At 66.5% G+C, this 19,508-nt stretch carries 15 protein-coding genes and 1 tRNA gene; 5 read left to right on the top strand and 11 right to left on the bottom strand.

Going from position 1 to position 19,508, the window contains the following annotated elements:
- Positions 1 to 4: 4 nt before the first annotated feature.
- From BSE24067_RS23305 to BSE24067_RS23290, 4 genes are all read left to right on the top strand, one after another.
- On the top strand, positions 5 to 1,450 hold the full coding sequence (locus BSE24067_RS23305) for an efflux transporter outer membrane subunit (RefSeq protein ID WP_151062455.1): 1,446 nt from the start codon (positions 5 to 7) through the stop codon (positions 1,448 to 1,450).
- Positions 1,447 to 2,136 carry a response regulator gene (locus BSE24067_RS23300; protein ID WP_151062456.1) on the top strand — a complete coding sequence of 230 codons (690 nt, stop codon included), beginning with the start codon at positions 1,447 to 1,449 and terminating at the stop codon, positions 2,134 to 2,136. Before BSE24067_RS23305 ends, BSE24067_RS23300 begins: the two co-directional genes overlap by 4 nt.
- Positions 2,133 to 2,756: a histidine kinase gene (locus BSE24067_RS23295; protein WP_151062457.1), complete on the top strand. Its 624-nt coding sequence runs from the start codon at positions 2,133 to 2,135 to the stop codon at positions 2,754 to 2,756. Before BSE24067_RS23300 ends, BSE24067_RS23295 begins: the two co-directional genes overlap by 4 nt.
- Before the next feature lie 690 nt (positions 2,757 to 3,446).
- A complete protein-coding gene (locus BSE24067_RS23290; RefSeq protein WP_151062459.1) occupies positions 3,447 to 5,279 on the top strand; it encodes a S53 family peptidase in 1,833 nt (610 codons plus the stop codon).
- Positions 5,280 to 5,361: 82 nt separating this feature from the next.
- Here BSE24067_RS23290 and BSE24067_RS23285 read toward each other — a convergent pair whose 3' ends face one another.
- From BSE24067_RS23285 to BSE24067_RS23255, 7 genes are all read right to left on the bottom strand, one after another.
- Positions 5,362 to 6,912 (bottom strand): phospholipase D family protein, encoded by a 1,551-nt coding sequence (locus BSE24067_RS23285; protein WP_151062460.1) that lies wholly within the window; start codon positions 6,910 to 6,912, stop codon positions 5,362 to 5,364.
- Between the two features lie 281 nt (positions 6,913 to 7,193).
- Positions 7,194 to 7,272: transfer RNA gene (locus BSE24067_RS23280), tRNA-Ile, on the bottom strand.
- A 138-nt stretch (positions 7,273 to 7,410) separates the two neighbouring features.
- The gene (gene rpoD, locus BSE24067_RS23275; protein WP_151062461.1) at positions 7,411 to 9,828 is read right to left on the bottom strand and encodes an RNA polymerase sigma factor RpoD; all 2,418 of its coding nucleotides are present in this window, start codon (positions 9,826 to 9,828) and stop codon (positions 7,411 to 7,413) included.
- A gap of 89 nt (positions 9,829 to 9,917) precedes the next feature.
- Positions 9,918 to 11,798: a DNA primase gene (gene dnaG / locus BSE24067_RS23270; protein WP_151062462.1), complete on the bottom strand. Its 1,881-nt coding sequence runs from the start codon at positions 11,796 to 11,798 to the stop codon at positions 9,918 to 9,920.
- A 71-nt stretch (positions 11,799 to 11,869) separates the two neighbouring features.
- Positions 11,870 to 12,316, bottom strand: a complete 447-nt coding sequence (locus tag BSE24067_RS23265) for a GatB/YqeY domain-containing protein (protein WP_040139376.1) — start codon at positions 12,314 to 12,316, stop codon at positions 11,870 to 11,872.
- A 193-nt stretch (positions 12,317 to 12,509) separates the two neighbouring features.
- Positions 12,510 to 12,722, bottom strand: a complete 213-nt coding sequence (rpsU, locus tag BSE24067_RS23260) for a 30S ribosomal protein S21 (RefSeq protein WP_006479415.1) — start codon at positions 12,720 to 12,722, stop codon at positions 12,510 to 12,512.
- A gap of 100 nt (positions 12,723 to 12,822) precedes the next feature.
- On the bottom strand, positions 12,823 to 14,043 hold the full coding sequence (locus BSE24067_RS23255) for a BaiN/RdsA family NAD(P)/FAD-dependent oxidoreductase (RefSeq protein WP_151062463.1): 1,221 nt from the start codon (positions 14,041 to 14,043) through the stop codon (positions 12,823 to 12,825).
- A gap of 131 nt (positions 14,044 to 14,174) precedes the next feature.
- Here BSE24067_RS23255 and tsaD point away from each other — a divergent pair, with 131 nt between their 5' ends.
- Entirely contained in the window at positions 14,175 to 15,215 is a 1,041-nt protein-coding gene (gene tsaD / locus BSE24067_RS23250) for a tRNA (adenosine(37)-N6)-threonylcarbamoyltransferase complex transferase subunit TsaD (RefSeq protein WP_151062464.1), read from the top strand.
- Between the two features lie 119 nt (positions 15,216 to 15,334).
- Here the strand turns inward: tsaD and folE2 are convergent, their stop codons facing one another.
- The 4 genes from folE2 to BSE24067_RS23230 all read right to left on the bottom strand — a co-directional run bounded on the left by folE2 (position 15,335) and on the right by BSE24067_RS23230 (position 19,459).
- The gene (folE2, locus tag BSE24067_RS23245; protein WP_151062465.1) at positions 15,335 to 16,144 is read right to left on the bottom strand and encodes a GTP cyclohydrolase FolE2; all 810 of its coding nucleotides are present in this window, start codon (positions 16,142 to 16,144) and stop codon (positions 15,335 to 15,337) included.
- Positions 16,145 to 16,298: 154 nt separating this feature from the next.
- A complete protein-coding gene (gene dxs, locus BSE24067_RS23240; protein WP_151062466.1) occupies positions 16,299 to 18,203 on the bottom strand; it encodes a 1-deoxy-D-xylulose-5-phosphate synthase in 1,905 nt (634 codons plus the stop codon).
- An 81-nt stretch (positions 18,204 to 18,284) separates the two neighbouring features.
- Positions 18,285 to 19,169 carry a polyprenyl synthetase family protein gene (locus BSE24067_RS23235; protein ID WP_151062467.1) on the bottom strand — a complete coding sequence of 295 codons (885 nt, stop codon included), beginning with the start codon at positions 19,167 to 19,169 and terminating at the stop codon, positions 18,285 to 18,287.
- Positions 19,166 to 19,459 carry an exodeoxyribonuclease VII small subunit gene (locus BSE24067_RS23230; RefSeq protein ID WP_040139363.1) on the bottom strand — a complete coding sequence of 98 codons (294 nt, stop codon included), beginning with the start codon at positions 19,457 to 19,459 and terminating at the stop codon, positions 19,166 to 19,168. The genes BSE24067_RS23235 and BSE24067_RS23230 overlap by 4 nt, the downstream gene beginning before the upstream one ends.
- Positions 19,460 to 19,508: the final 49 nt, after the last annotated feature.

Here is a 19,508-nt window from a genome sequence, read left to right as displayed (position 1 = left end):
TCAGATGCGAATGCTCATTCTTTCCGCCGCGGTTTCCGGCGCCCTCGCGCTGTCCGGCTGTTCGCTGACGCCGGCGCTGGTGAAACCCGCGATGCCGGTGCCGACCGCCTATACGGCCGCAGCGGCCGCCGATCTCCACGCGAACGCGGCCGATCTCGGCTGGCGCACGATGTTCGGCGATCGGCGCCTGCAGCGCCTGATCGAAGTTGCGCTGCGCAACAACCGCGACCTGCGGCTCGCCGCGCTGAACGTCGAGGCGGCCGAAGCGCAGTACGGCATCCAGCGTTCGGCGCGCCTGCCGTCGATCGACGCCGGTGCAAGCTTCACGCGCCAGCGCACCGCGGCCGACACGCAGTCGAATCCGCCGCTGTTCGATTCGACGCGGAACCAGTACGGCGTGAACGTCGGCGTCAGCGCGTTCGAGATCGACCTGTTCGGCCGCGTGAAGTCGCTGTCGGATGCGGCGTTCGCGCGCTATCTCGCAACCGATCACGGCCGCCGCGCGGTACAGATCTCTCTCGTCGGCGCGGTGGCGGATGCGTATTTCGCCGAGCGCCTCGCACTGGAGCAGCGCGCGCTGGCCGAGCGCACGCTCGCCGACTGGCGGCAGTCGCTCGACCTCGCGCGCCGGCTGAAGGACGCGCACCAGGCGAGCGGCGTCGACATCGCGCAAGCTGAAGGGCAGGTCGCCAGCGCGAGCGCCGATCTCGAGGCGCGCACGCGGGCCGTCGAGCACGCGCGCAACGCAATGCGCGTGCTGCTCGGCAGCGAGCCGCCGAAGGACCTCCCCGCCCCGCTGCCGCTCGAGCAGCAGCCGGTGATCACGCAACTGCCCGCCGGGCTGCCGTCGGAGCTGCTGTTCCGCCGGCCCGACATCCAGCAGGCCGAACAGAACCTCGTCGCGGCCAATGCCGACATCGGCGCCGCGCGCGCAGCGTTCTTTCCGCGTCTGTCGCTGACCTCGTCGATCGGCTTCCTCAGCCCGGCGATGGGCAGCCTCTTCGCCGGCGGGCAAAACGTATGGAGCTTCGCGCCGCAGGTCACCGTGCCGATCTTCCAGGGCGGCCGATTGCGTTCCGAGCTGCGCGTCGCGGAAGTGCGCAAGTCCAGCGCGGTCGCGGAGTACGAACGCGCGATCCAGATCGCGTTCCGCGAAGTCGCCGACGGTATCGCCGGACGCGAAACGTTCGGCCGGCAGATCGAAGCACAAACGCGCGTGGTCGCATCGGCCGAGCGCCGCACCGACCTGTCGACCCTGCGCTATCGCGCGGGCGTCGAGGGGCGGCTGGAACTGCTGGACTCGCAGCGCCAGCTGTACGCGTCGCGGCAAGCGTTGCTCGACCTGCGCCGCAGCGAACTGGCGAATGCCGTGGCGCTCTACAAGGCGCTCGGCGGCGGACTGACCGATACCGACGTCGCTCCGTCGGCCAACACGGCATTGCAACGATGAGCGCGCTGATCCTGATTGCCGAGGACGAACCCGACATCTCCGAGATCCTCGACGCGTACCTGACGCATCACGGCTTGCGTACCTATCGCGTCGGCAACGGACAGGCGGTGCTCGACGTGCAGCCGCATCTCGTGCCCGACCTGATCCTGCTCGACATCTCGCTGCCAGGCAGAAGCGGCTGGAACGTGCTGGCCGAACTGCGCCGGCGCTGCACGACGCCGGTCGTCGTCGTCACCGCGTTCGACCGGGACGTCGACCGGCTGCAGGCGCTCGGCAGCGGCGCGGACGACTACATCGTGAAGCCGTTCGACCCGGCAGACGTGGTCGCGCGCCTGCGCGCGATCCTGCGGCGCGTGCGTACGCCGCGGGCCGCGCACACGCTGCGGGTCGGCGATCTGGAGATCGACATAGCCAGCTACCTCGCGCGCGTGCGCACGGAATCCGCCGACGTGCCGATCGCGTTGACGCTCACCGAGTTCCGGCTGCTCGCGCACATGGCGCGTGCGCCGAGCCGCGTGTTTACGCGCGGCGAGCTGCTCGACGCGTGCATGGCCGACGCGGGCGCGATGGAACGCACGGTCGACAGCCACGTCAGCCGGCTGCGCAAGAAGCTCGAACAGGCCGGCGCGCCGGGGATGCCGGAGGTGATGCGCGGCGTCGGCTACCGGTTGCGACGCATGCCGTGAACCGGCCGGCAACGCCGGGCCGGCACATCGGGCGCGCGATCGCACTGCTCGCGCTCGTCGCCGTGCTGGCCGGCGGCATTGGCGTGTCGATCGTGGACGCGCTGCGCCGCCCGGACGAACTGCCGCGCGACGCGCTGCCGCACGACGCATTCACGTATCCGGTGCTGGCGGCGCTGCTGCTGATCGGGCTGCTCGCGGCGGCCGTCGATCTGTGCAGACTGATTCGCCGCACACTCGGCGCGCTCGATTCGGGCGCGCACACCGCGGAACGGATCGGCGCCGGCGATCTCACGGTGCATGCGCTTTCTCGCGACGGTTGCCCGCATGCGACGTCGAAATTCATCGAGGAATTCAATGCCATGACCGTTCGTCTCGAACATGCCACTGCGTTCGAAGCGACGCCCTCGCCCGACAATGCGCACCGCGTTGCACGCGCCCCGCTTGTCGACCTCGAAGTGCGACTCGACGAGATCAGGATGCGCGCGGCGGCAACCGGCGACGCGTCCGACGCACGGTTGCTGCACTGTATCGACGATCTCTTCCGCCTCGTCGACGACTTGCAGGCCATCGAGCGGCACGACACACCGATGCTCGAGCATCGGCGGCAAGTGCGCCGTTGAAGCCGGCGAAGCGCCAGGATCCGTGCGGCTGCCGCGCTTGCGCAGCGCGCCTGCGCACTGGAAGGTTTCCTCCACAACCATTCGCGCATTACGAACGGAAACGTCGATTATCCGGTGGCACGATCCGACATTCCATTCAGCGACGTCTCTGAAAATTACAAAACCCCTCTGATTTTTTCAAAAGCATTTCAGTCAATCCTATTTAATTTTGTTTCATATGATCAGAAAAAGTTTGACACCGAACTTTCGTTCTTGATACCGTCCGATGCAAGCAATCTGACCAATTGCAGATCCCACAAACGATTCCGCTCCACGCATTTCGCTTTCGCCGCACCGAAGTTCTCGCCGCCGACTGCGTCGTGTTCCGTCGGCGCATGCAACATCCCGATGCATTTCATTGGGCAGCTGCCGTCCGGCAGCGGGCCGAAGGACCGAACCGAATGAGCAGGATACCGAAATTGTTGCTCTAGCCTCCGTACCCGCGCGCCGCAGCGCGGTGCAGCACTCCCGTTACCCAGCATTCCAGCATTTCGCCCCCGGAGAATCACCGTCTTGCCGGGTCGGGCGAAAGGCCCCGTCGCGCCCGCGCCATCCGCGCGGGCGCGGCGGAAGCCGGCGGCGCACGATCCGCGCCGCCGTCGACCGTAGTCGGTCGTGCAGTTCGATGTTCAACCGGAGGGGTAATTCAAAATGAATCAGGTTGCAGACAAGAAACAAAAGCACACTCGCATCGCCAAGCTCGCCTTCGCCGCTGCCGCCGCCGCGGCCGCGACGTTCAGCGTCGCGACGGTCCATGCCGCACCGGCCGCCGGCTGGACCGAAACGCGCACCAAGGGATTCCTGCCGCTCGTCCAGCAGGGCGAAAGCAGTACCGCCGGCGCGCCGGCGGCCAGCACCGCGGCAGCTGCCGCGACCGAGATGGCGGCCGGCGAATCGGTCGACATCGTGCTCGGGCTGAACCTGCGCAACGAGGCGCAGCTCGATCAGTACCTGCGCGACCTGCATACGCCGGGCTCGCCGCACTACAGGCAGTTCCTCACGCCGGCGCAGTTCGCCGCGCAGTACGCGCCGACCGACGAGCAGGTCGCGTCCGTCGTCGCGCACCTGCGCAAGGCCGGCTTCGTCAACATCGTCGTCGCGCCGAACCGCCTGCTCGTGTCCGCGTCCGGCACCGCGGCCACGGTCAAGTCGGCGTTCCGCACGACGCTCAAGCGTTTCACGCACAACGGCCGCAGCGTCTACGCGAACAGCGATGCCGCACAGGTGCCGAACGCGATCGGCGGCATCGTGGGCGCGGTGCTGGGCCTGCAGAACGTCGAACTCGTGCATACCGGCGCCGGCGGCACGCCGCAGGGCAACACCAGCAACCTGACTATTCCGGCGGGCGCATCGGCGGTGCCGCACAACCCGACCGAGTTCTCGTCGATCTATGGCGGCGACGGCACGCCGACCGCGTCGCAGACCACCGTCGGCATCATCTCGGAAGGCGACCTGTCGCAGACGGTCAGCGACCTGAACACGTTCGCCGCGAACAACGGCCTCGGCACGATCAGCAGCAGCATCGTGCATACCGGCCCGTCAGGCAGTTCGTACACCGATACATCCGGCACCGTCGAATGGAACCTCGACAGCCAGTCGATCGTCGGCGCGGCCGGCGGCAGCGTGAAGCAGGTCGTGTTCTACGTCGCGCCGTCGATGACGCTCACCGCGATCACCGCCGCCTACAACCGGGCGGTGAGCGACAACGTCGCGAAGGTCATCAACGTGTCGCTCGGCGTGTGCGAATCGTCTGCATACAGCACCGGCTCGCAGGCGACCGACGACACCATCTTCAAGCAGGCGGTCGCGCAGGGGCAGACTTTCTCCGTGTCCGCCGGCGACCACGGCGCGTACGAATGCGCGAGCGGCAAGCCGTCGCGTTCGACTTATACGGTCAGCGAACCGGCGACGTCGCCGTACGTGATCGCGGTGGGCGGCACGACGCTGTTCACCAATACGTCGACCAACGCATACAACAGCGAAGTCGTGTGGAACGATCCGAGCTGGCAGTCGGGCACCGTGTGGGCGACGGGCGGCGGTTACAGCAAGTACGAGGCCGCGCCGTCGTGGCAATCGTCGACGCTCACGGGATCGACCAGGCGCGCGCTGCCGGACGTCGGTTTCGACGCCGACCTGCGCACCGGCGCGATCCTGGTGGTGAACGGCAAGACGTCCGACACGCTGTGGGGTTCGGGCTACCTGAACAACGAAGGCGGCACGAGCCTCGCCGCGCCGATCTTCACCGGCATCTGGGCACGGCTGCAATCGGCGAACAACAACGCGCTCGGCTTCCCCGCGTCGAGCATCTACAAGTACTTCCCGAGCAACGCGGCGCTGCTGCACGACGTGACGTCGGGCAACAACGGCAGCGGCACGTACGGCTACAACGCGAAGGCCGGCTGGGACGCGACGACGGGCTTCGGCAGCGTGAACATCTCGAAGCTGAACACGTTCATCCAGAGCACGTCGGATTTCGCACGCTGATCGCGCGATGATGGGACGGTTCCGGGTGCGGATGGTGCAGTGCGCCCGGAACCGTGTGCGCAGCCGCCGCCGCGAGCCGACGTCACAGCTGCGATTCGATCGGGAACAGGCCGAGGAACCAGACTTCCATACGCCGCGCCGTCGACACCTCCGGTTCGTGATCGAACTCGGTCACGTTGCCGTCGTCGTCGGTCTGAATCCACTTGAGCCGCCCGTTTCCGGCCGGATCGGTCCGCACCTCGACACGCCACGCGATCCGATCGAGCCGCGGCTCCAGGTCGTTCGCGACTTCGGATGCAATTGCCGGGCTCTCGCAGTACACGCCGATCTCGGTGTTGAGATTCAGCGAGCGCGGATCGAGATTCATCGAGCCGATGAAGATGCTCTTGCGGTCGAATACATACGTCTTCGCGTGCAGCGATGCGCGCGACGAACCGATGATCACCTGCTTCGAGATGCTCCTGTCGCCGGACGGGCGCCGCTCGTAAAGCCGCACGCCGGCGTCGACGAGCTCGCGCCGGTAGCGCCGATAGCCGGCATGCACGGCCGCGACGTCGGTCGATGCGAGCGAGTTGGTCAGGATCGTCACGCGCACGCCGCGCGCGGTCAGCGCATGCAGCCGCTCGACCATCTCGTTGCCCGGCACGAAATACGGCGACACGATCAGCAGCTCGTGCTCGGGCCGCAGCGCGAGTGCGCGCAGTTGCGGCATCAGGTGCCCGTCGCTGTCCTTCGGTGCGCGCGCGATCTTCGCCGGATCGTCGTACAGCACCGTCGCATGCCCCCACGACAGGTCCGTGTCCTGCCCATGGACGATCTGGTCGAGCCGCTGGTGCGCCTCGAGTACGTAAGGATTGTCCTCCATCGCGCGCAGGTAATCGCGCAGCCGTTCGCGCTCGCGATCGAGCCCGCCCGGCGCCGCGTCATGGCCGACCAGCGCACTGATTGAAAACGCATACGGCGAATTCCAGAACGTATCGAACTCGGTCGAGATGTCGTTCACGACGGGGCCGTGCACGACCACGTCGAGATCGCCGAATTCGAGCATCGACGACGCGCCGAAATACTCGTCGCCGATATTGCGGCCGCCGACGATCGCCGCCTGGTTGTCCGCGATCATCGCCTTGTTGTGCATGCGCCGGTTGACGCGCGAGAACTCGAGCACCGTGCCGATCTTCTTGAAGTGACGCGTCGCGACCGGATTGAACAGCCGGATCTCGATGTTCGGATGGGCGCTGATCTCGAGCAGCTTGCGGTCGTCCGCGTTCGTGCCCAGATCGTCGAGCAGCACGCGCACGCGCACGCCGCGATCGGCCGCGCGCATCACCGCATCGGCGAGCTCGTGTCCGGTCAGGTCGTCGTGCCAGATGTAGTACTGCAGGTCCAGCGAGCGGTCCGCGCGATCGGCGAGCAGCACGCGCGCATCGAGCGCATCGACCGGATCACGCAGCAGATGAAACGCGTCCTGGCCCGGATGCGCGTCGGCCTGCTGCCTGAACGCGATCCCGAGCCGCGTGTTCGCGGTGTCGGTGTACGCATGCGTCGGCGCGCGGTCGGTCTGCGGCGGCAGGCTCGCGCACGCGGCAAGCGTCAGCAACGACAGAATCGCACTCCACGAACGCAGCATGGTCATGATGGACGCCCTCCACTGTCGGGCGAAGTCGGTTTGTGTTTGTTCTGGCTGTCGGGCGGACCCGCGGCGCTTGCGATCGGCACGCGCGCTCTAAGGATATCGATCTCGATCGCGCGTGCCGATCGCGCTACAGCATACTTCGATTGATATCGGGCCGGCACGCGCTCCATGATTCGACGGTGGCGGCGATACGACATCTTGCGGCGCGCTAAAAGAAATCCCGCGATGCCTTGCGGCATCGCGGGTTTCGCGTCTTCCTCGAGCGACCGTGGAAGCGAATCTGGTGGGCCCCCCGGGAGTCGAACCCGGCACCAACGAATTATGAGTTCGCTGCTCTAACCAAGCATGAGCTAGGGGCCCAAATGAGAAGCACGGCGTGCTACACGCTGCGCCGGCAACGAAGCCGGGCCGGCATTGTAACAACAAAGACCATCAAGAGGACAAACGCCACCGGCATCGCGTGGATACCGGCGGCGTTCGCGGGTGAGACGCTGGAAATCAGTTCCCTTCGAGGAACGACTTCAGCTTGTCGGAACGGCTCGGATGACGCAGCTTGCGCAGCGCCTTGGCCTCGATCTGACGGATCCGCTCACGCGTGACGTCGAACTGCTTGCCGACTTCCTCGAGCGTGTGGTCGGTGCTCATCTCGATACCGAAGCGCATCCGCAGCACCTTCGCCTCGCGCGGCGTCAGCGAATCGAGCACGTCCTTCACGACGTCGCGCATGCTTGCATGCAGCGCGGCATCCGCCGGCGCGACCGTGTTGTTGTCCTCGATGAAGTCGCCGAGATGGGAATCGTCGTCGTCGCCGATCGGCGTTTCCATCGAGATCGGCTCCTTCGCGATCTTCATGATCTTGCGGATCTTGTCTTCCGGCATCTCCATCTTCTCGGCGAGCGTTGCCGGATCCGGCTCGAGGCCGGTTTCCTGCAGGATCTGCCGCGAGATGCGGTTCATCTTGTTGATCGTCTCGATCATGTGAACCGGAATACGGATCGTGCGCGCCTGGTCCGCGATCGAACGCGTGATGGCCTGACGGATCCACCACGTCGCGTAGGTCGAGAACTTGTAGCCGCGACGGTATTCGAACTTGTCCACCGCCTTCATCAGGCCGATGTTGCCTTCCTGGATCAGGTCGAGGAACTGCAGGCCGCGGTTCGTGTACTTCTTCGCGATCGAGATCACGAGACGCAGGTTGGCCTCGGTCATTTCACGCTTCGCCTGGCGCGCCTTCAGTTCGCCGGCCGCCATCTGGCGGTTGGTTTCCTTCAGGTCCTTCAGCGGCAGCACGACGCGCGCCTGCAGGTCGAGCAGGCGCTGCTGCTGTTCGCGGATCGCCGGGATGTTGCGCGACAGCACCGCGCTGTACGGATGACCTTCGGCCGCGATCTTCTCGGCCCAGTCGAGATCCGTCTCGCTGCCCGGGAAGCGCGCGATGAATTCCGAACGCGGCATCCCGCACTTGTCGACGACGATGTGCAGGATCTGACGCTCGACCTGACGCACCTCGTCCACTTGCGCACGCAGCGTGTCGCACAGACGCTCGACGGTACGCGCGGTGAAGCGGATCGTCATCAGCTCGCTCTGGATCGTTTCCTGCGCCTTCAGATAGGACTTCGACTTGTAGCCTTCCTTCTCGAACGCGCGGCGCATCTTGTCGAACCACTCGCTGATCTGCGCGAACTTCTCGAGCGATGCGCGCTTGAGGGCTTCGAGCTGGGCGGCGTTGGCCGACGCCTGTGCGGCGCCGTCATCGTCCTCCTCTTCCTCTTCTTCCTCTTCCTCTTCTTCCTCGTCGTCCTCGTTCTCGATCGCTTCGGCTTCCTTCGCGGAGAAACCGTCGGTATCGGCGGCGTCAGCGGCATTCGGATCGAGCAGACCGTCGACGAGCTCGTCGACGCGGATCTCTTCGTTCGCGACACGCTCGGCCATCGCGAGGATGTCGGCGATCGTCGTCGGGCACGCGGAAATCGCCATCACCATGTGGCGCAGGCCGTCCTCGATCCGCTTCGCGATCTCGATTTCGCCTTCGCGCGTGAGCAGCTCGACCGTGCCCATCTCGCGCATGTACATCCGGACCGGATCGGTCGTGCGGCCGAATTCCGAATCGACGGTCGACAGCGCGACTTCCGCTTCTTCCTCGACTTCATCGTCCGACGACGCGGCCGGCGCATTGTCGTTCAGGAGCAGCGTTTCCGCGTCCGGCGCCTGCTCGTAAACCGCCACGCCCATGTCGTTGAACGTGCCGATGATGCCTTCGAGGGCTTCGGTCTCGGTGAAGTTGTCCGGCAGGTGGTCGTTGATTTCGGCATACGTGAGGAAGCCACGCTCCTTGCCGAGCTTGATCAGCGCGCGCAGCTTCACGCGGCGCTCTTCGAGCTCCTCGGCCGTACCGGGCGTGCTCGTCGCGAACGCTTCCTTCAGCAGCGCCTTTTCCTTGGCGCGGCGATCGCGCACCTTGGATTTGCCCGGGGCAGCCGCGGCTGCGGGCTGCTCGTCGCTCTGATTTGCGTCGTCATCGACGGATACTTCGTTCAGCTTTTTGGTCATGGAGTTCGCCGTACCGGCTATATCGACTCGCGGCTGCTGGACGACAGCCGGTTGAACCGTGGGTGCATGAGTAGTACGTACTGCCGTTTCGTCCGCGGCGGCAGTCGTGTCCCTTGCGCTTTTCGCACTTGCCCGCTTCGCCGCCGGCTTGGCCGGCCCGGAGTCGGGTCTGGCGGCAGCCTTTGATCTGGCTGCCGGCGCCGGCGCAGCCTGAGCAGTGCCGGCCGCGGTTTTCTTTCCTGCAGGAGCTGACGTGGCTGAAGACGTTGTCCTGGTGGAAGAAGCAGACTTGGCCGCTGTGACCTTTTTGGTCGGCTCCGTCGAGCCCTTGCCCGTTGCTTTCTTTCCGCCTGTCGTCTTTGCCATCGCGATTCTCGCCTCTGCTTGGAAAACAAACCGCTGGAAACCTTATATTATAGCACGCTGGGGAGCCCCTCTCTCGGCGCCCCGGCCGCCTACAGCCCGAGCCGACGCTTCATGTCGGTTCGCTGCTGGTTCAATTCCGTCAATTCCGCCAGCTCCTCGGGCGTGAACGCGGATTGCCGCGCCAGCCGGTCGAGCCGGTCGCAGCAGGCGTCGTAGCGCATCTTGAGCACCGCCGCCTGCAGTTCCTCCCCCGCGATCCGTTCCTGCTCACGCTGCCGCTCGGACACCGTCTCGTCGTCCGGATTCTGTAACAGCAAATCGCGGACGTTTTCATCATAGTCCAGAATTTCGCGGAAGATTTCCTCGTAAGTCGCCGCGTTCGATGACGTTCGCAGGACATCCGACAGCAGCCGGAACTCGGCGCCGTCGCCGAGCGCACGCGCGTGGTCGACCACTTCGGCGAACAGCTCGCCGATGCGCGGCAGCGCGCGCAGGGTCGCAAGCTGTTCGTCGTCGAGCTGCGACGCGATCCGCGGATGCATCACCAGTGTACGCAACGCCCGCTTTTCGCTGTCGGTCACGCGCCGCCGCTCGCTGCGCGCGGGCGCCTGGCGCCCCGGCGCCGCGATGCGCGCATCGACGTCCGACAGCGCCGCGACCTCCTCGAACGGGATGTCGAGACGGTCGGCGAACATGTGCATGATCTGCGCGCGCAGCGCGTTCGCCGGCAGCGCCTGCAGCAGCGGCTTCGCGTCGAACAGCGCCTTCGCGCGCCCTTCCGGCTGATCGAGCGCCTTGCCGGCAATTGCTTCGTTCAACAGAAATTGCGACAACGGCATCGCGCGCTCGACCTGCTCGGAGAACGCGTCCGCGCCGAATTCGCGGACATAGCTGTCCGGATCATGTTCGGCCGGCAGGAAAAGGAATCGGATCGTCCGGTTGTCCGCCGCATGCGGCAGGCACGCCTCGAGCGCGCGGCGCGCCGCACGCCGGCCGGCCGAGTCGCCGTCGAAGCTGAAGATGACCGTATCGGTCTGGCGCAGCAGCTTCTGCACGTGGATCGGCGTACACGCGGTGCCGAGCGTGGCGACCGCGTTCGGAAAGCCGAGCTGCGCAAGCGCGACGACGTCCATGTAGCCTTCGACGACCAGCACGTACTTGCGCTCGCGGATCGCGAGCCGCGCCTCGAACAGCCCGTACAGCTCGCTGCCCTTGTTGAACAGCGGCGTTTCGGGCGAGTTCAGATACTTCGGTTCGCCGCTGCCGAGCACGCGGCCGCCGAACCCGATCACCTGCCCCTTCACGTTGCGGATCGGGAACATGATCCGCTCGCGGAACCGGTCGTAGCGCCGGGCGACGCCTTGCGCGTCGGTCTTCTCGCTGACGATCACGAGCCCCGATTCGACCAGCGAATCGTCGCGGTAGTCGGGGAACGCGGCTTCGAGGTTCTGCCAGCCGTCCGGCGCGTAGCCGAGCCCGAAGCGCGCGGCGATCTCGCCGGTCAGGCCCCGGTTCTTCAGGTACTGGATCGCGACCGTCGCGCCGCGTAACTGCTTGCGGTAGTAGTCGCACGCGACGGACATCACGTCGGACAACGCGGTCGCAACCGATTTCGATACGGGCGCCGGATAATCGCCGCCCGCGCCGCCTCCGCCCCCGCCACCGCCGCGCATCGACGGTTCGTGCGGCACGGTCAGCCCGACCGACTGCGCGAGTTCCTGCACGGCCTCCGGGAACGTCAGCCCCGCATGCTCCATCAGAAAGCCGATCGCGGTGCCGTGCGCGCCGCAGCCGAAGCAGTGATAGAACTGCTTGGTGGGGCTGACGGTGAACGACGGGCTCTTCTCGTTGTGGAACGGGCACAACCCCATGAAGTTGGCGCCGCCCTTCTTGAGCTGCACGTACCGGCCCACCACGTCGACGATATCGACGCGGTTCAGCAAATCCTGCAGGAACGAATGCGGAATCACCGTGGGATCGAGCGAAAAAAGACAATACGATGCCCCGGCGCACGCGCATGCGACGCGCCGGAAAGCGGGTTTTACTTCGACAGCGCGGCCTTGACCTGCGCGGAAACGGCCGTCATGTCGGCACGGCCGGCGAGCTTGCCCTTCAGCACGCCCATCACCTTGCCCATGTCCTGCGGGCCGGCTGCGCCCGTTGCCGCGACCGCGGCCTGGACTTCGGCAGCCACTTCGGCGTCCGACAGCTGGGCGGGCATGTAGGCGCCCAGCACGGTCAGCTCGGCCTGCTCCTTCGCGACGAGATCGTCGCGGCCGGCAGCCTGGAACTGGCTGATCGAGTCCTTGCGCTGCTTGATCATCTTGTCGATCACGGCGGTGATGCCCGCGTCGTCGAGGGTGACCCGATCGTCGACCTCGCGCTGCTTGATCGCGGCCAGCAGCAGGCGAATCGTCGCCAGACGCTCGCTTTCCTTCGCGCGCATCGCGGCCTTCATGTCTTCGCTGATCTGCTCTTTCAAACTCATCTTGCACCCGGGATGAAAACGTGACTTCGACGCCCGCGAACGGGCGTCAACACAAAAACCCGCTTGGGACTATGTCTCAAGCGGGTTGCTCGAATCCGGCATCGGCGACCTTCGCACGATTGCCCCGTGACCGAGGCCGATCATGCGGAGGGCGCCGGTGCGCCGCTCAGCGAACCGCGCGGCGCTCAATCGTTCAGTACAGCTTCTTCGGCAGCGTCTGGCTGCGGATGCGCTTGTAATGACGCTTCACCGCAGCAGCCTTCTTGCGCTTGCGCTCGGCGGTCGGCTTCTCGTAGAACTCCCGCGCACGAAGCTCGGTCAGCAGACCGTTCTTCTCGATCGTGCGCTTGAAGCGACGCATGGCGACTTCGAACGGCTCGTTTTCTTTAACGCGAATGATCGTCATGATCCGACACGAATAAAGGTTTGCAGGGAAGATTTACGAGTATAGCAGAGCGCCGCACGAAGACATAAGCGGCGGCCCCGGCAACGGCCGGCGCCGTGCGTCAGGCCGCGCGCGCGAACTCCGCGGCCGCCTGGCCCGCCGCCGTACCGGACGCCCACGCCCACTGGAAGTTGTAGCCGCCGAGCCAGCCCGTCACGTCCACCGCCTCGCCGATGAAGAACAGGCCCGGCACCCGCGCGCTCATCATCGTCGCCGACGACAGTTCGCGCGTATCGACGCCGCCCTTCGTCACCTCGGCCTTCTTGTAGCCTTCGGTGCCGTTCGGCGTCAGCGTCCAGCCGGACAGCGCTTCGCCGATCTGGCGCAGCGTCTTGTCGGGCAGGTCCGCGAGCCGCGCATCGACCGCGACGCGGTGCGTGTCGAGCCACGCGTGCGCGAGCCGCGACGGCACCCAGTCCGCGAGCAGCGAGCCGATCTGCCGCTTCGACGTGCGCTTCGCTTCGAGCAGTTCGGCCACGGCGTCGCGCTGCGGCAGCAGGTCGATGCGGATCGGGTCGCCGGGCTGCCAGTAGCTGGAAATCTGCAGGATGCCGGGGCCCGACAGGCCGCGGTGCGTCAGCAGCAGATCCTCGACGAATTCGCCGCCGCGCTTGCGCTCGCCGGTCGACACGCGCACTTCGAGCGACACGCCGGACAGCGCCGCGAACGGCGCCCAGTCCTGCTGCGCGAACGTGAGCGGCACGAGCGCCGGGCGCGTATCGACGAGCTTGTGGCCGAACTGCTTCGCGAGCCGGTAGCCGAAGTCCGTCGCGCCGATCTTCGGGATCGACAGGCCGCCGGTCGCGACGATCAGCGCCCGCGCGCGGATCGGCCCCGCCTGCTGCGTGTCGAGCGTGAAGCCGTCGGCCGGCGCGTGACGCACCGCGTCGACGACCACCGGGCGGCGCCACGCGATGCCGCCCGCATCGCATTCGTGCTTCAGCACGTCGATGATCGCGTCGCTGCCGTGGTCGCAGAACAGTTGCCCCTTGTGCTTTTCGTGCCACGTGACGCGATGGCGCTTCAGCAGCCCGAGGAAGTCGCGCGGCGTGTAGCGCGCGAGCGCCGAGCGGGCGAAATGCGGGTTCGACGACAGGTAGTTGTCGGGGCCCGCGTAAAGATTCGTGAAGTTGCAGCGGCCGCCGCCCGAGATGCGGATTTTCTCGGCGAGCCGCGGCGCGTGGTCGATCAGCACCACGCGGCGGCCGAGTTGCCCGGCGACCGCGGCGCTCATCATCCCGGCGGCGCCCGCGCCGATCACGGCGATGTCGTAAGTTTCCATGGCGCGGATTGTACCTGCCCGGCCTTCGGCCCGGGACCGCCGTCAGCGGCGGCCAGCGCCCGCCTGCTATAATTTCCGGTTACGTTGACCTTCCTGCGGCGCGCTCGAACCGGCACGCCCCGCCCCGACCCATGCTCGTTCTCGGCATCGAAAGCTCCTGCGACGAAACCGGCCTCGCGCTCTACGACACGCAGCGCGGCCTGCTCGCGCACGCGCTCCATTCGCAGATCGCGATGCACCGCGAATACGGCGGCGTCGTGCCCGAGCTCGCATCGCGCGACCACATCCGCCGCGCGCTGCCGCTGCTCGAGGAAGTGATGGCGCGAAGCGGCACGCGTCGCGACGACATCGACGCGATCGCGTTCACGCAAGGCCCGGGCCTTGCCGGCGCGCTGCTGGTCGGCGCGAGCATCGCGAATGCGCTCGCGCTCGCATGGAACAAGCCGACCGTCGGCATCCACCACCTCGAAGGCCACCTGCTGTCGCCGCTGCTCGTCGACGAGCCGCCGCCGTTCCCGTTCATCGCACTGCTGGTGTCGGGCGGCCATACGCAGTTGATGCGCGTGACCGACGTCGGCGTATACGAAACGCTCGGCGAAACGCTCGACGACGCGGCCGGCGAAGCGTTCGACAAGACGGCGAAGCTGATCGGCCTCGGTTATCCGGGCGGCCCGGAAGTGTCGAAGCTCGCGGAAACCGGCACGCCGGGCGCGGTCGTGCTGCCGCGGCCGATGCTGCACTCGGGCGATCTCGACTTCAGCTTCAGCGGCCTGAAGACGGCCGTGCTCACGCAGATGAAGAAGTTCGAAGCGGCGAAGCTCGAAGGCGAAGCACTTGAACGCGCGAAGGCCGACCTCGCACGCGGCTTCGTCGACGCGGCCGTCGACGTGCTCGTCGCGAAATCGCTCGCCGCGCTGAAGAAGACGAAGCTCAAGCGCTTGGTGGTTGCAGGCGGCGTCGGCGCGAACCGCCAGTTGCGCGCGGCGCTGTCGGCTGCTGCCGCGAAGCGCGGCTTCGACGTGCACTACCCCGATCTTGCGCTCTGCACCGACAACGGCGCGATGATCGCGCTGGCCGGCGCGCTCCGGCTCGGCCGCTGGCCCGAGCAGGCGAATGCCGACTACGCGTTCACGGTGAAGCCGCGCTGGGATCTCGCGTCGCTCGCGCGCTGAGTCGCTCGGCACGCCGAAACGCACCGGCACACGCCCAAAAAGCACGAAGGCCGCTCGATCGAGCGGCCTTCTTTCATTGCAGCGGTGAAACGACGCCGCGACGCAGCGCACGCTCCGCGTTATGCGGCGTGTCGCTTGTCGCGCTCGATCAGCGCATACGCGCTGTGATTGTGAATCGACTCGAAGTTCTCGGCCTCGAGCACGTACGCGATCACGCGCTCGTCCGCATCGAGACGCTGCGCGACGTCGCGCACCAGATCCTCGACGAACTTCGGGTTTTCGTACGCACGCTCCGTGACGAACTTCTCGTCCGGACGCTTCAGCAAGCCCCACAACTCGCACGATGCCTCTTCTTCGGCGATGCGGATCAGCGCCTCGACCGGCAGGTCGGCCGCGAGTTCAGCATCGATCGTCACGTGCGAGCGCTGGTTGTGCGCGCCGTACTGCGAGATCTTCTTCGAGCACGGGCACAGGCTCGTCACGGGCACGAGCACCTTCAGGAACACGCGCGTTTCGCCGTTGCGGCGATCGCCCGCGAGCGTCACCTCATAGTCGAGCAGGCTCTGCACGCCCGACACCGGCGCCGTCTTGTTCACGAAGTACGGGAACGTGACCTCGATGCGGCCCGCTTCCGCTTCCAGCTTCTCGAGCATCGACGCGAGCATCGCGCGGAAGCGCTCGACCGTCAGCGGCGCGCGGTTCTCTTCGAGCAGTGCGACGAAGCGCGACATGTGCGTGCCCTTCTGATCGGCAGGCAAGCGCACATCGAGATTCCAGACGCCGACGCTCGGCTGCACGTCGCCGCTTTCGGTGCACACCGTCAACGGATGCCGGACCGCCTTCACGCCCACGCGCTGAATCGGAATCTGGCGGGTATCCACCGTGCTCTGCACGTCGGGCATCACGAAGGCGGGATTCATCTGGTTCATCTTGTTCAATCCTTGTAAGCCGCGCGTTCGACGACGCGCACGCCGCGTCACGCGGCAGCCGGAAAAGCAACATGGGCCCGCAGGCCCATGTTTTCCGCATCAATGTAGACCGGTTGCGCCAGTCGCACCGACGCCGCCCGCAGGCGGCGCCAGCTTATGCGACGCGCTTCGCCTGACCGGCGACATCGGCCGCCGGGCTCAGGAAGCGTTCGCGAATCGATTTCGCGATGCCCGCGCCGTCGAGGCCGCATTGCGACAGCAGCTTCGCGGGATCGCCGTGATCGATGAACTGGTCAGGGAGGCCCAATTGTAGTACGGGTCGGATAACCCCACTCTCCATCAGGGCTTCGACGCAGGCCGAGCCCGCACCGCCCATCACGCAGCCTTCCTCGACCGTGACGACGTAGTCGTGCGTTTCGGCAAGCTCGCGCACCAGCGCCGCATCGATCGGCTTCACGAAGCGCATGTTCGCGACCGTTGCGTCGAGTTCGTCGGCCGCCGCGAGCGACGGTGCGACCATCGTGCCGAACGCGAGGATCGCGACGCGCTTGCCTTCCGGCTGCGTGGTACGGCGACGCACTTCGCCCTTGCCGAGCGGGATCTCGGTGAATTCCTTCACCGTCGCCACGCCCGTGCCCGCGCCGCGCGGATAACGCACCGCGGTCGGGTTCGGCTGCTGAAGCGCCGTGTGCAACATCTGGCGGCATTCGTTTTCGTCGGACGCAGCCATGATCGTCATGTTCGGGATGCAGCGCATGAACGCGAGATCGTACGCGCCCGCGTGCGTCGCACCGTCGGCGCCGACGAGGCCCGCGCGGTCGATCGCGAACACGACAGGCAGGTTCTGCAGCGCGACGTCGTGGATCAGCTGGTCGTACGCACGCTGCAGGAACGTCGAGTAGATCGCGACGACCGGCTTCAGCCCTTCGGTCGCGAGGCCGCCCGCGAACGTGACCGCGTGCTGCTCGGCGATGCCGACGTCGTAGTAGCGGTCCTTGAAGCGCTTCTCGAACTCGACCATGCCCGAGCCTTCGCGCATCGCGGGCGTGATGCCGACGACGCGCGTATCGCGCTCGGCTTCGTCGCACAGCCACTCGCCGAACACTTGCGTGTACGTCTTCTTCGCGGGCGTGGCCGACGGCTTGATGCCTTCGGCCGGGTTGAACTTGCCGGGGCCGTGGTAGAGCACCGGATCGGCTTCGGCGAGCTTGTAGCCCTGGCCTTTCTTCGTCACCACGTGCAGGAATTGCGGGCCGCGCAGTTCGCGGATGTTCTGCAGCGTCGGGATCAGCGAATCGAGATCGTGACCGTCGATCGGGCCGATGTAGTTGAAGCCGAACTCCTCGAACAGCGTGGCCGGCACGACCATGCCCTTCGCGTGCTCCTCGAGCTTGCGCGCGAGTTCGAGCACCGGCGGCGCCACGCTCAGCACGCGCTCGACGCCCGCGCGCGCGGCCGCGTAGAAACGGCCCGACATCAGGCGCGCGAGATGGCGGTTCAGCGCGCCGACCGGCGGCGAAATCGACATGTCGTTGTCGTTGAGGATCACGAGCAGCTTCGCATCCTCCGACACGCCCGCGTTGTTCATCGCCTCGAACGCCATGCCGGCCGTCATCGCGCCGTCGCCGATCACCGCGATCGAGAAGCGGTCGTCGCCGTTCAGCTGGCTGCCGATCGCCATGCCGAGCGCGGCCGAGATCGACGTGCTCGAGTGCGCGGTGCCGAACGTGTCGTATTCCGACTCGCTGCGGCGCGGGAAACCCGAGATGCCGTCGTACTGGCGCAGCGTATGCATCTGGTCGCGGCGGCCCGTCAGGATCTTGTGCGGATAGGTCTGGTGACCCACGTCCCACACGATCCGGTCGTTCGGCGTGTTGAACACGTAGTGCAACGCGATCGTCAGCTCGACCGTCCCGAGGTTGGACGACAGATGGCCGCCCGTCTTCGACACGCTGTCGAGCACGAACGCGCGCAGTTCATCCGCGAGCGGTTGGAGTTGGCGACGATCGAGGCGGCGCAGATCCGCCGGGTCGTCGATGGTTTTCAGCAAGTCGTACATCGTCGTTCCATTGTAGGAAATCAAACGCGCCCGCATTCTGTTGCACGCACCGTAGCGTGTGCGCGGCGGCGGGCTTTCGCGTCAGCTGACCCGGTTCACCACCAGGTCGGCAAGTTCGGCGAGACGCTGCGCGCGCGCGCCGAACGGTTTCAGCGCATCGTGCGCTTCGGCGCGCAGCTGTGCTGCGAGCTCGCGCGATGCGTCGAGGCCGAGGATCGATACGTAGGTCGGCTTGTCGTTCGCCGCATCCTTGCCGGCCGTCTTGCCGAGCGTGGCCGAATCGGTCGTGACATCGAGAATGTCGTCGACGACCTGGAACGCCAGCCCCACGGCGCCCGCATAGACGTCGAGTGCCGCCATCGCGTCCGCCGACGGCGTGTCGCCCGCCAGCGCGCCCATCCGCACCGCCGCGCGCAGCAGCGCGCCTGTCTTCATCCGGTGCATCGTCTCGAGCTGCTCGCGCGTCAGTTTGAGGCCGACGCTCGCCAGGTCGATCGCCTGCCCGCCGGCCATGCCGATCGAGCCGCTCGCGAGCGCCAGCTCGCGCACGAGCGCAGCTTGCTGTACCGGCGACAGCGCGGCGGCGTCGGTCAGCGCGACGAACGCCTGCGACTGCAGCGCATCGCCGACCAGCAGCGCCGTCGGCTCGTCGTACTGCACGTGCACGGTCGGCTTGCCGCGCCGCAGCGCGTCGTCGTCCATGCACGGCATGTCGTCATGCACGAGCGAATAGACGTGGATCATCTCCAGCGCGGCCGCCGCCGCGTTGCGCGCCGCCTCGGCCGCGCCGGTCAGTTCGCCGGCTGCATGGCACAGCAGCGGGCGAACGCGTTTGCCGCCGCCGAGGACCGCATAGCGCATCGCTTCGTGGAGTTGCGTGGGCACCACGTTGTCGGCCGGCAAATAGTGGCCGAGTGCGTCCTCGACACGGTCGAGCACGGACCGCATCCATTGTTCGAATGTCATAGATCGTCGTCTTCGCCGTCCGTGGCGGCCGTTCCGGATGAGAGCGGCTTCAGCGTCGCGCCGTCGAGCACGCGAACCTGCTGTTCCACTTTCTCAAGCTGCTGTTGGCAAAACGCAACGAGGGTCGCACCGCGCCGATACGCGGCGAGCGAATCCTCGAGGCTCAGCGCGCCGCCTTCCATCCGGGCAACCAGCGTCTCGAGTTCCGCGAGCGCCGTTTCATAGTTGTCCGGCAACGGTTCGGTGCCGTTGCCGGGCGGCGTGGCGCCTGGGGATGCGGTTTTCGCCATGGACGAGGTGTGAAATTTCAAAACAAGTCGGACATTCTACGGCAAAAGA

The organism is Burkholderia latens (assembly GCF_902499045.1).
GTDB classification, from domain to species: Bacteria; Pseudomonadota; Gammaproteobacteria; order Burkholderiales; family Burkholderiaceae; genus Burkholderia; species Burkholderia latens.
Note: the sequence above shows the minus strand (reverse complement) of the source record. Positions and strands in the feature narration are given on the sequence as shown.

What these genes read in the sequence shown, in the direction of transcription:
- BSE24067_RS23305 (WP_151062455.1), top strand. Translation starts at nt 5, where the DNA reads ATGCGAATGCTCATTCTTTCCGCCGCGGTTTCCGGCGCCCTCGCGCTG.
- BSE24067_RS23300 (WP_151062456.1), top strand. Translation starts at nt 1,447, where the DNA reads ATGAGCGCGCTGATCCTGATTGCCGAGGACGAACCCGACATCTCCGAG.
- BSE24067_RS23290 (WP_151062459.1), top strand. Translation starts at nt 3,447, where the DNA reads ATGAATCAGGTTGCAGACAAGAAACAAAAGCACACTCGCATCGCCAAG.
- BSE24067_RS23285 (WP_151062460.1), bottom strand. Translation starts at nt 6,912, where the DNA reads ATGACCATGCTGCGTTCGTGGAGTGCGATTCTGTCGTTGCTGACGCTT.
- rpoD (WP_151062461.1), bottom strand. Translation starts at nt 9,828, where the DNA reads ATGGCAAAGACGACAGGCGGAAAGAAAGCAACGGGCAAGGGCTCGACG.
- BSE24067_RS23265 (WP_040139376.1), bottom strand. Translation starts at nt 12,316, where the DNA reads ATGAGTTTGAAAGAGCAGATCAGCGAAGACATGAAGGCCGCGATGCGC.
- rpsU (WP_006479415.1), bottom strand. Translation starts at nt 12,722, where the DNA reads ATGACGATCATTCGCGTTAAAGAAAACGAGCCGTTCGAAGTCGCCATG.
- BSE24067_RS23255 (WP_151062463.1), bottom strand. Translation starts at nt 14,043, where the DNA reads ATGGAAACTTACGACATCGCCGTGATCGGCGCGGGCGCCGCCGGGATG.
- tsaD (WP_151062464.1), top strand. Translation starts at nt 14,175, where the DNA reads ATGCTCGTTCTCGGCATCGAAAGCTCCTGCGACGAAACCGGCCTCGCG.
- folE2 (WP_151062465.1), bottom strand. Translation starts at nt 16,144, where the DNA reads ATGAACCAGATGAATCCCGCCTTCGTGATGCCCGACGTGCAGAGCACG.
- dxs (WP_151062466.1), bottom strand. Translation starts at nt 18,203, where the DNA reads ATGTACGACTTGCTGAAAACCATCGACGACCCGGCGGATCTGCGCCGC.
- BSE24067_RS23235 (WP_151062467.1), bottom strand. Translation starts at nt 19,169, where the DNA reads ATGACATTCGAACAATGGATGCGGTCCGTGCTCGACCGTGTCGAGGAC.
- BSE24067_RS23230 (WP_040139363.1), bottom strand. Translation starts at nt 19,459, where the DNA reads ATGGCGAAAACCGCATCCCCAGGCGCCACGCCGCCCGGCAACGGCACC.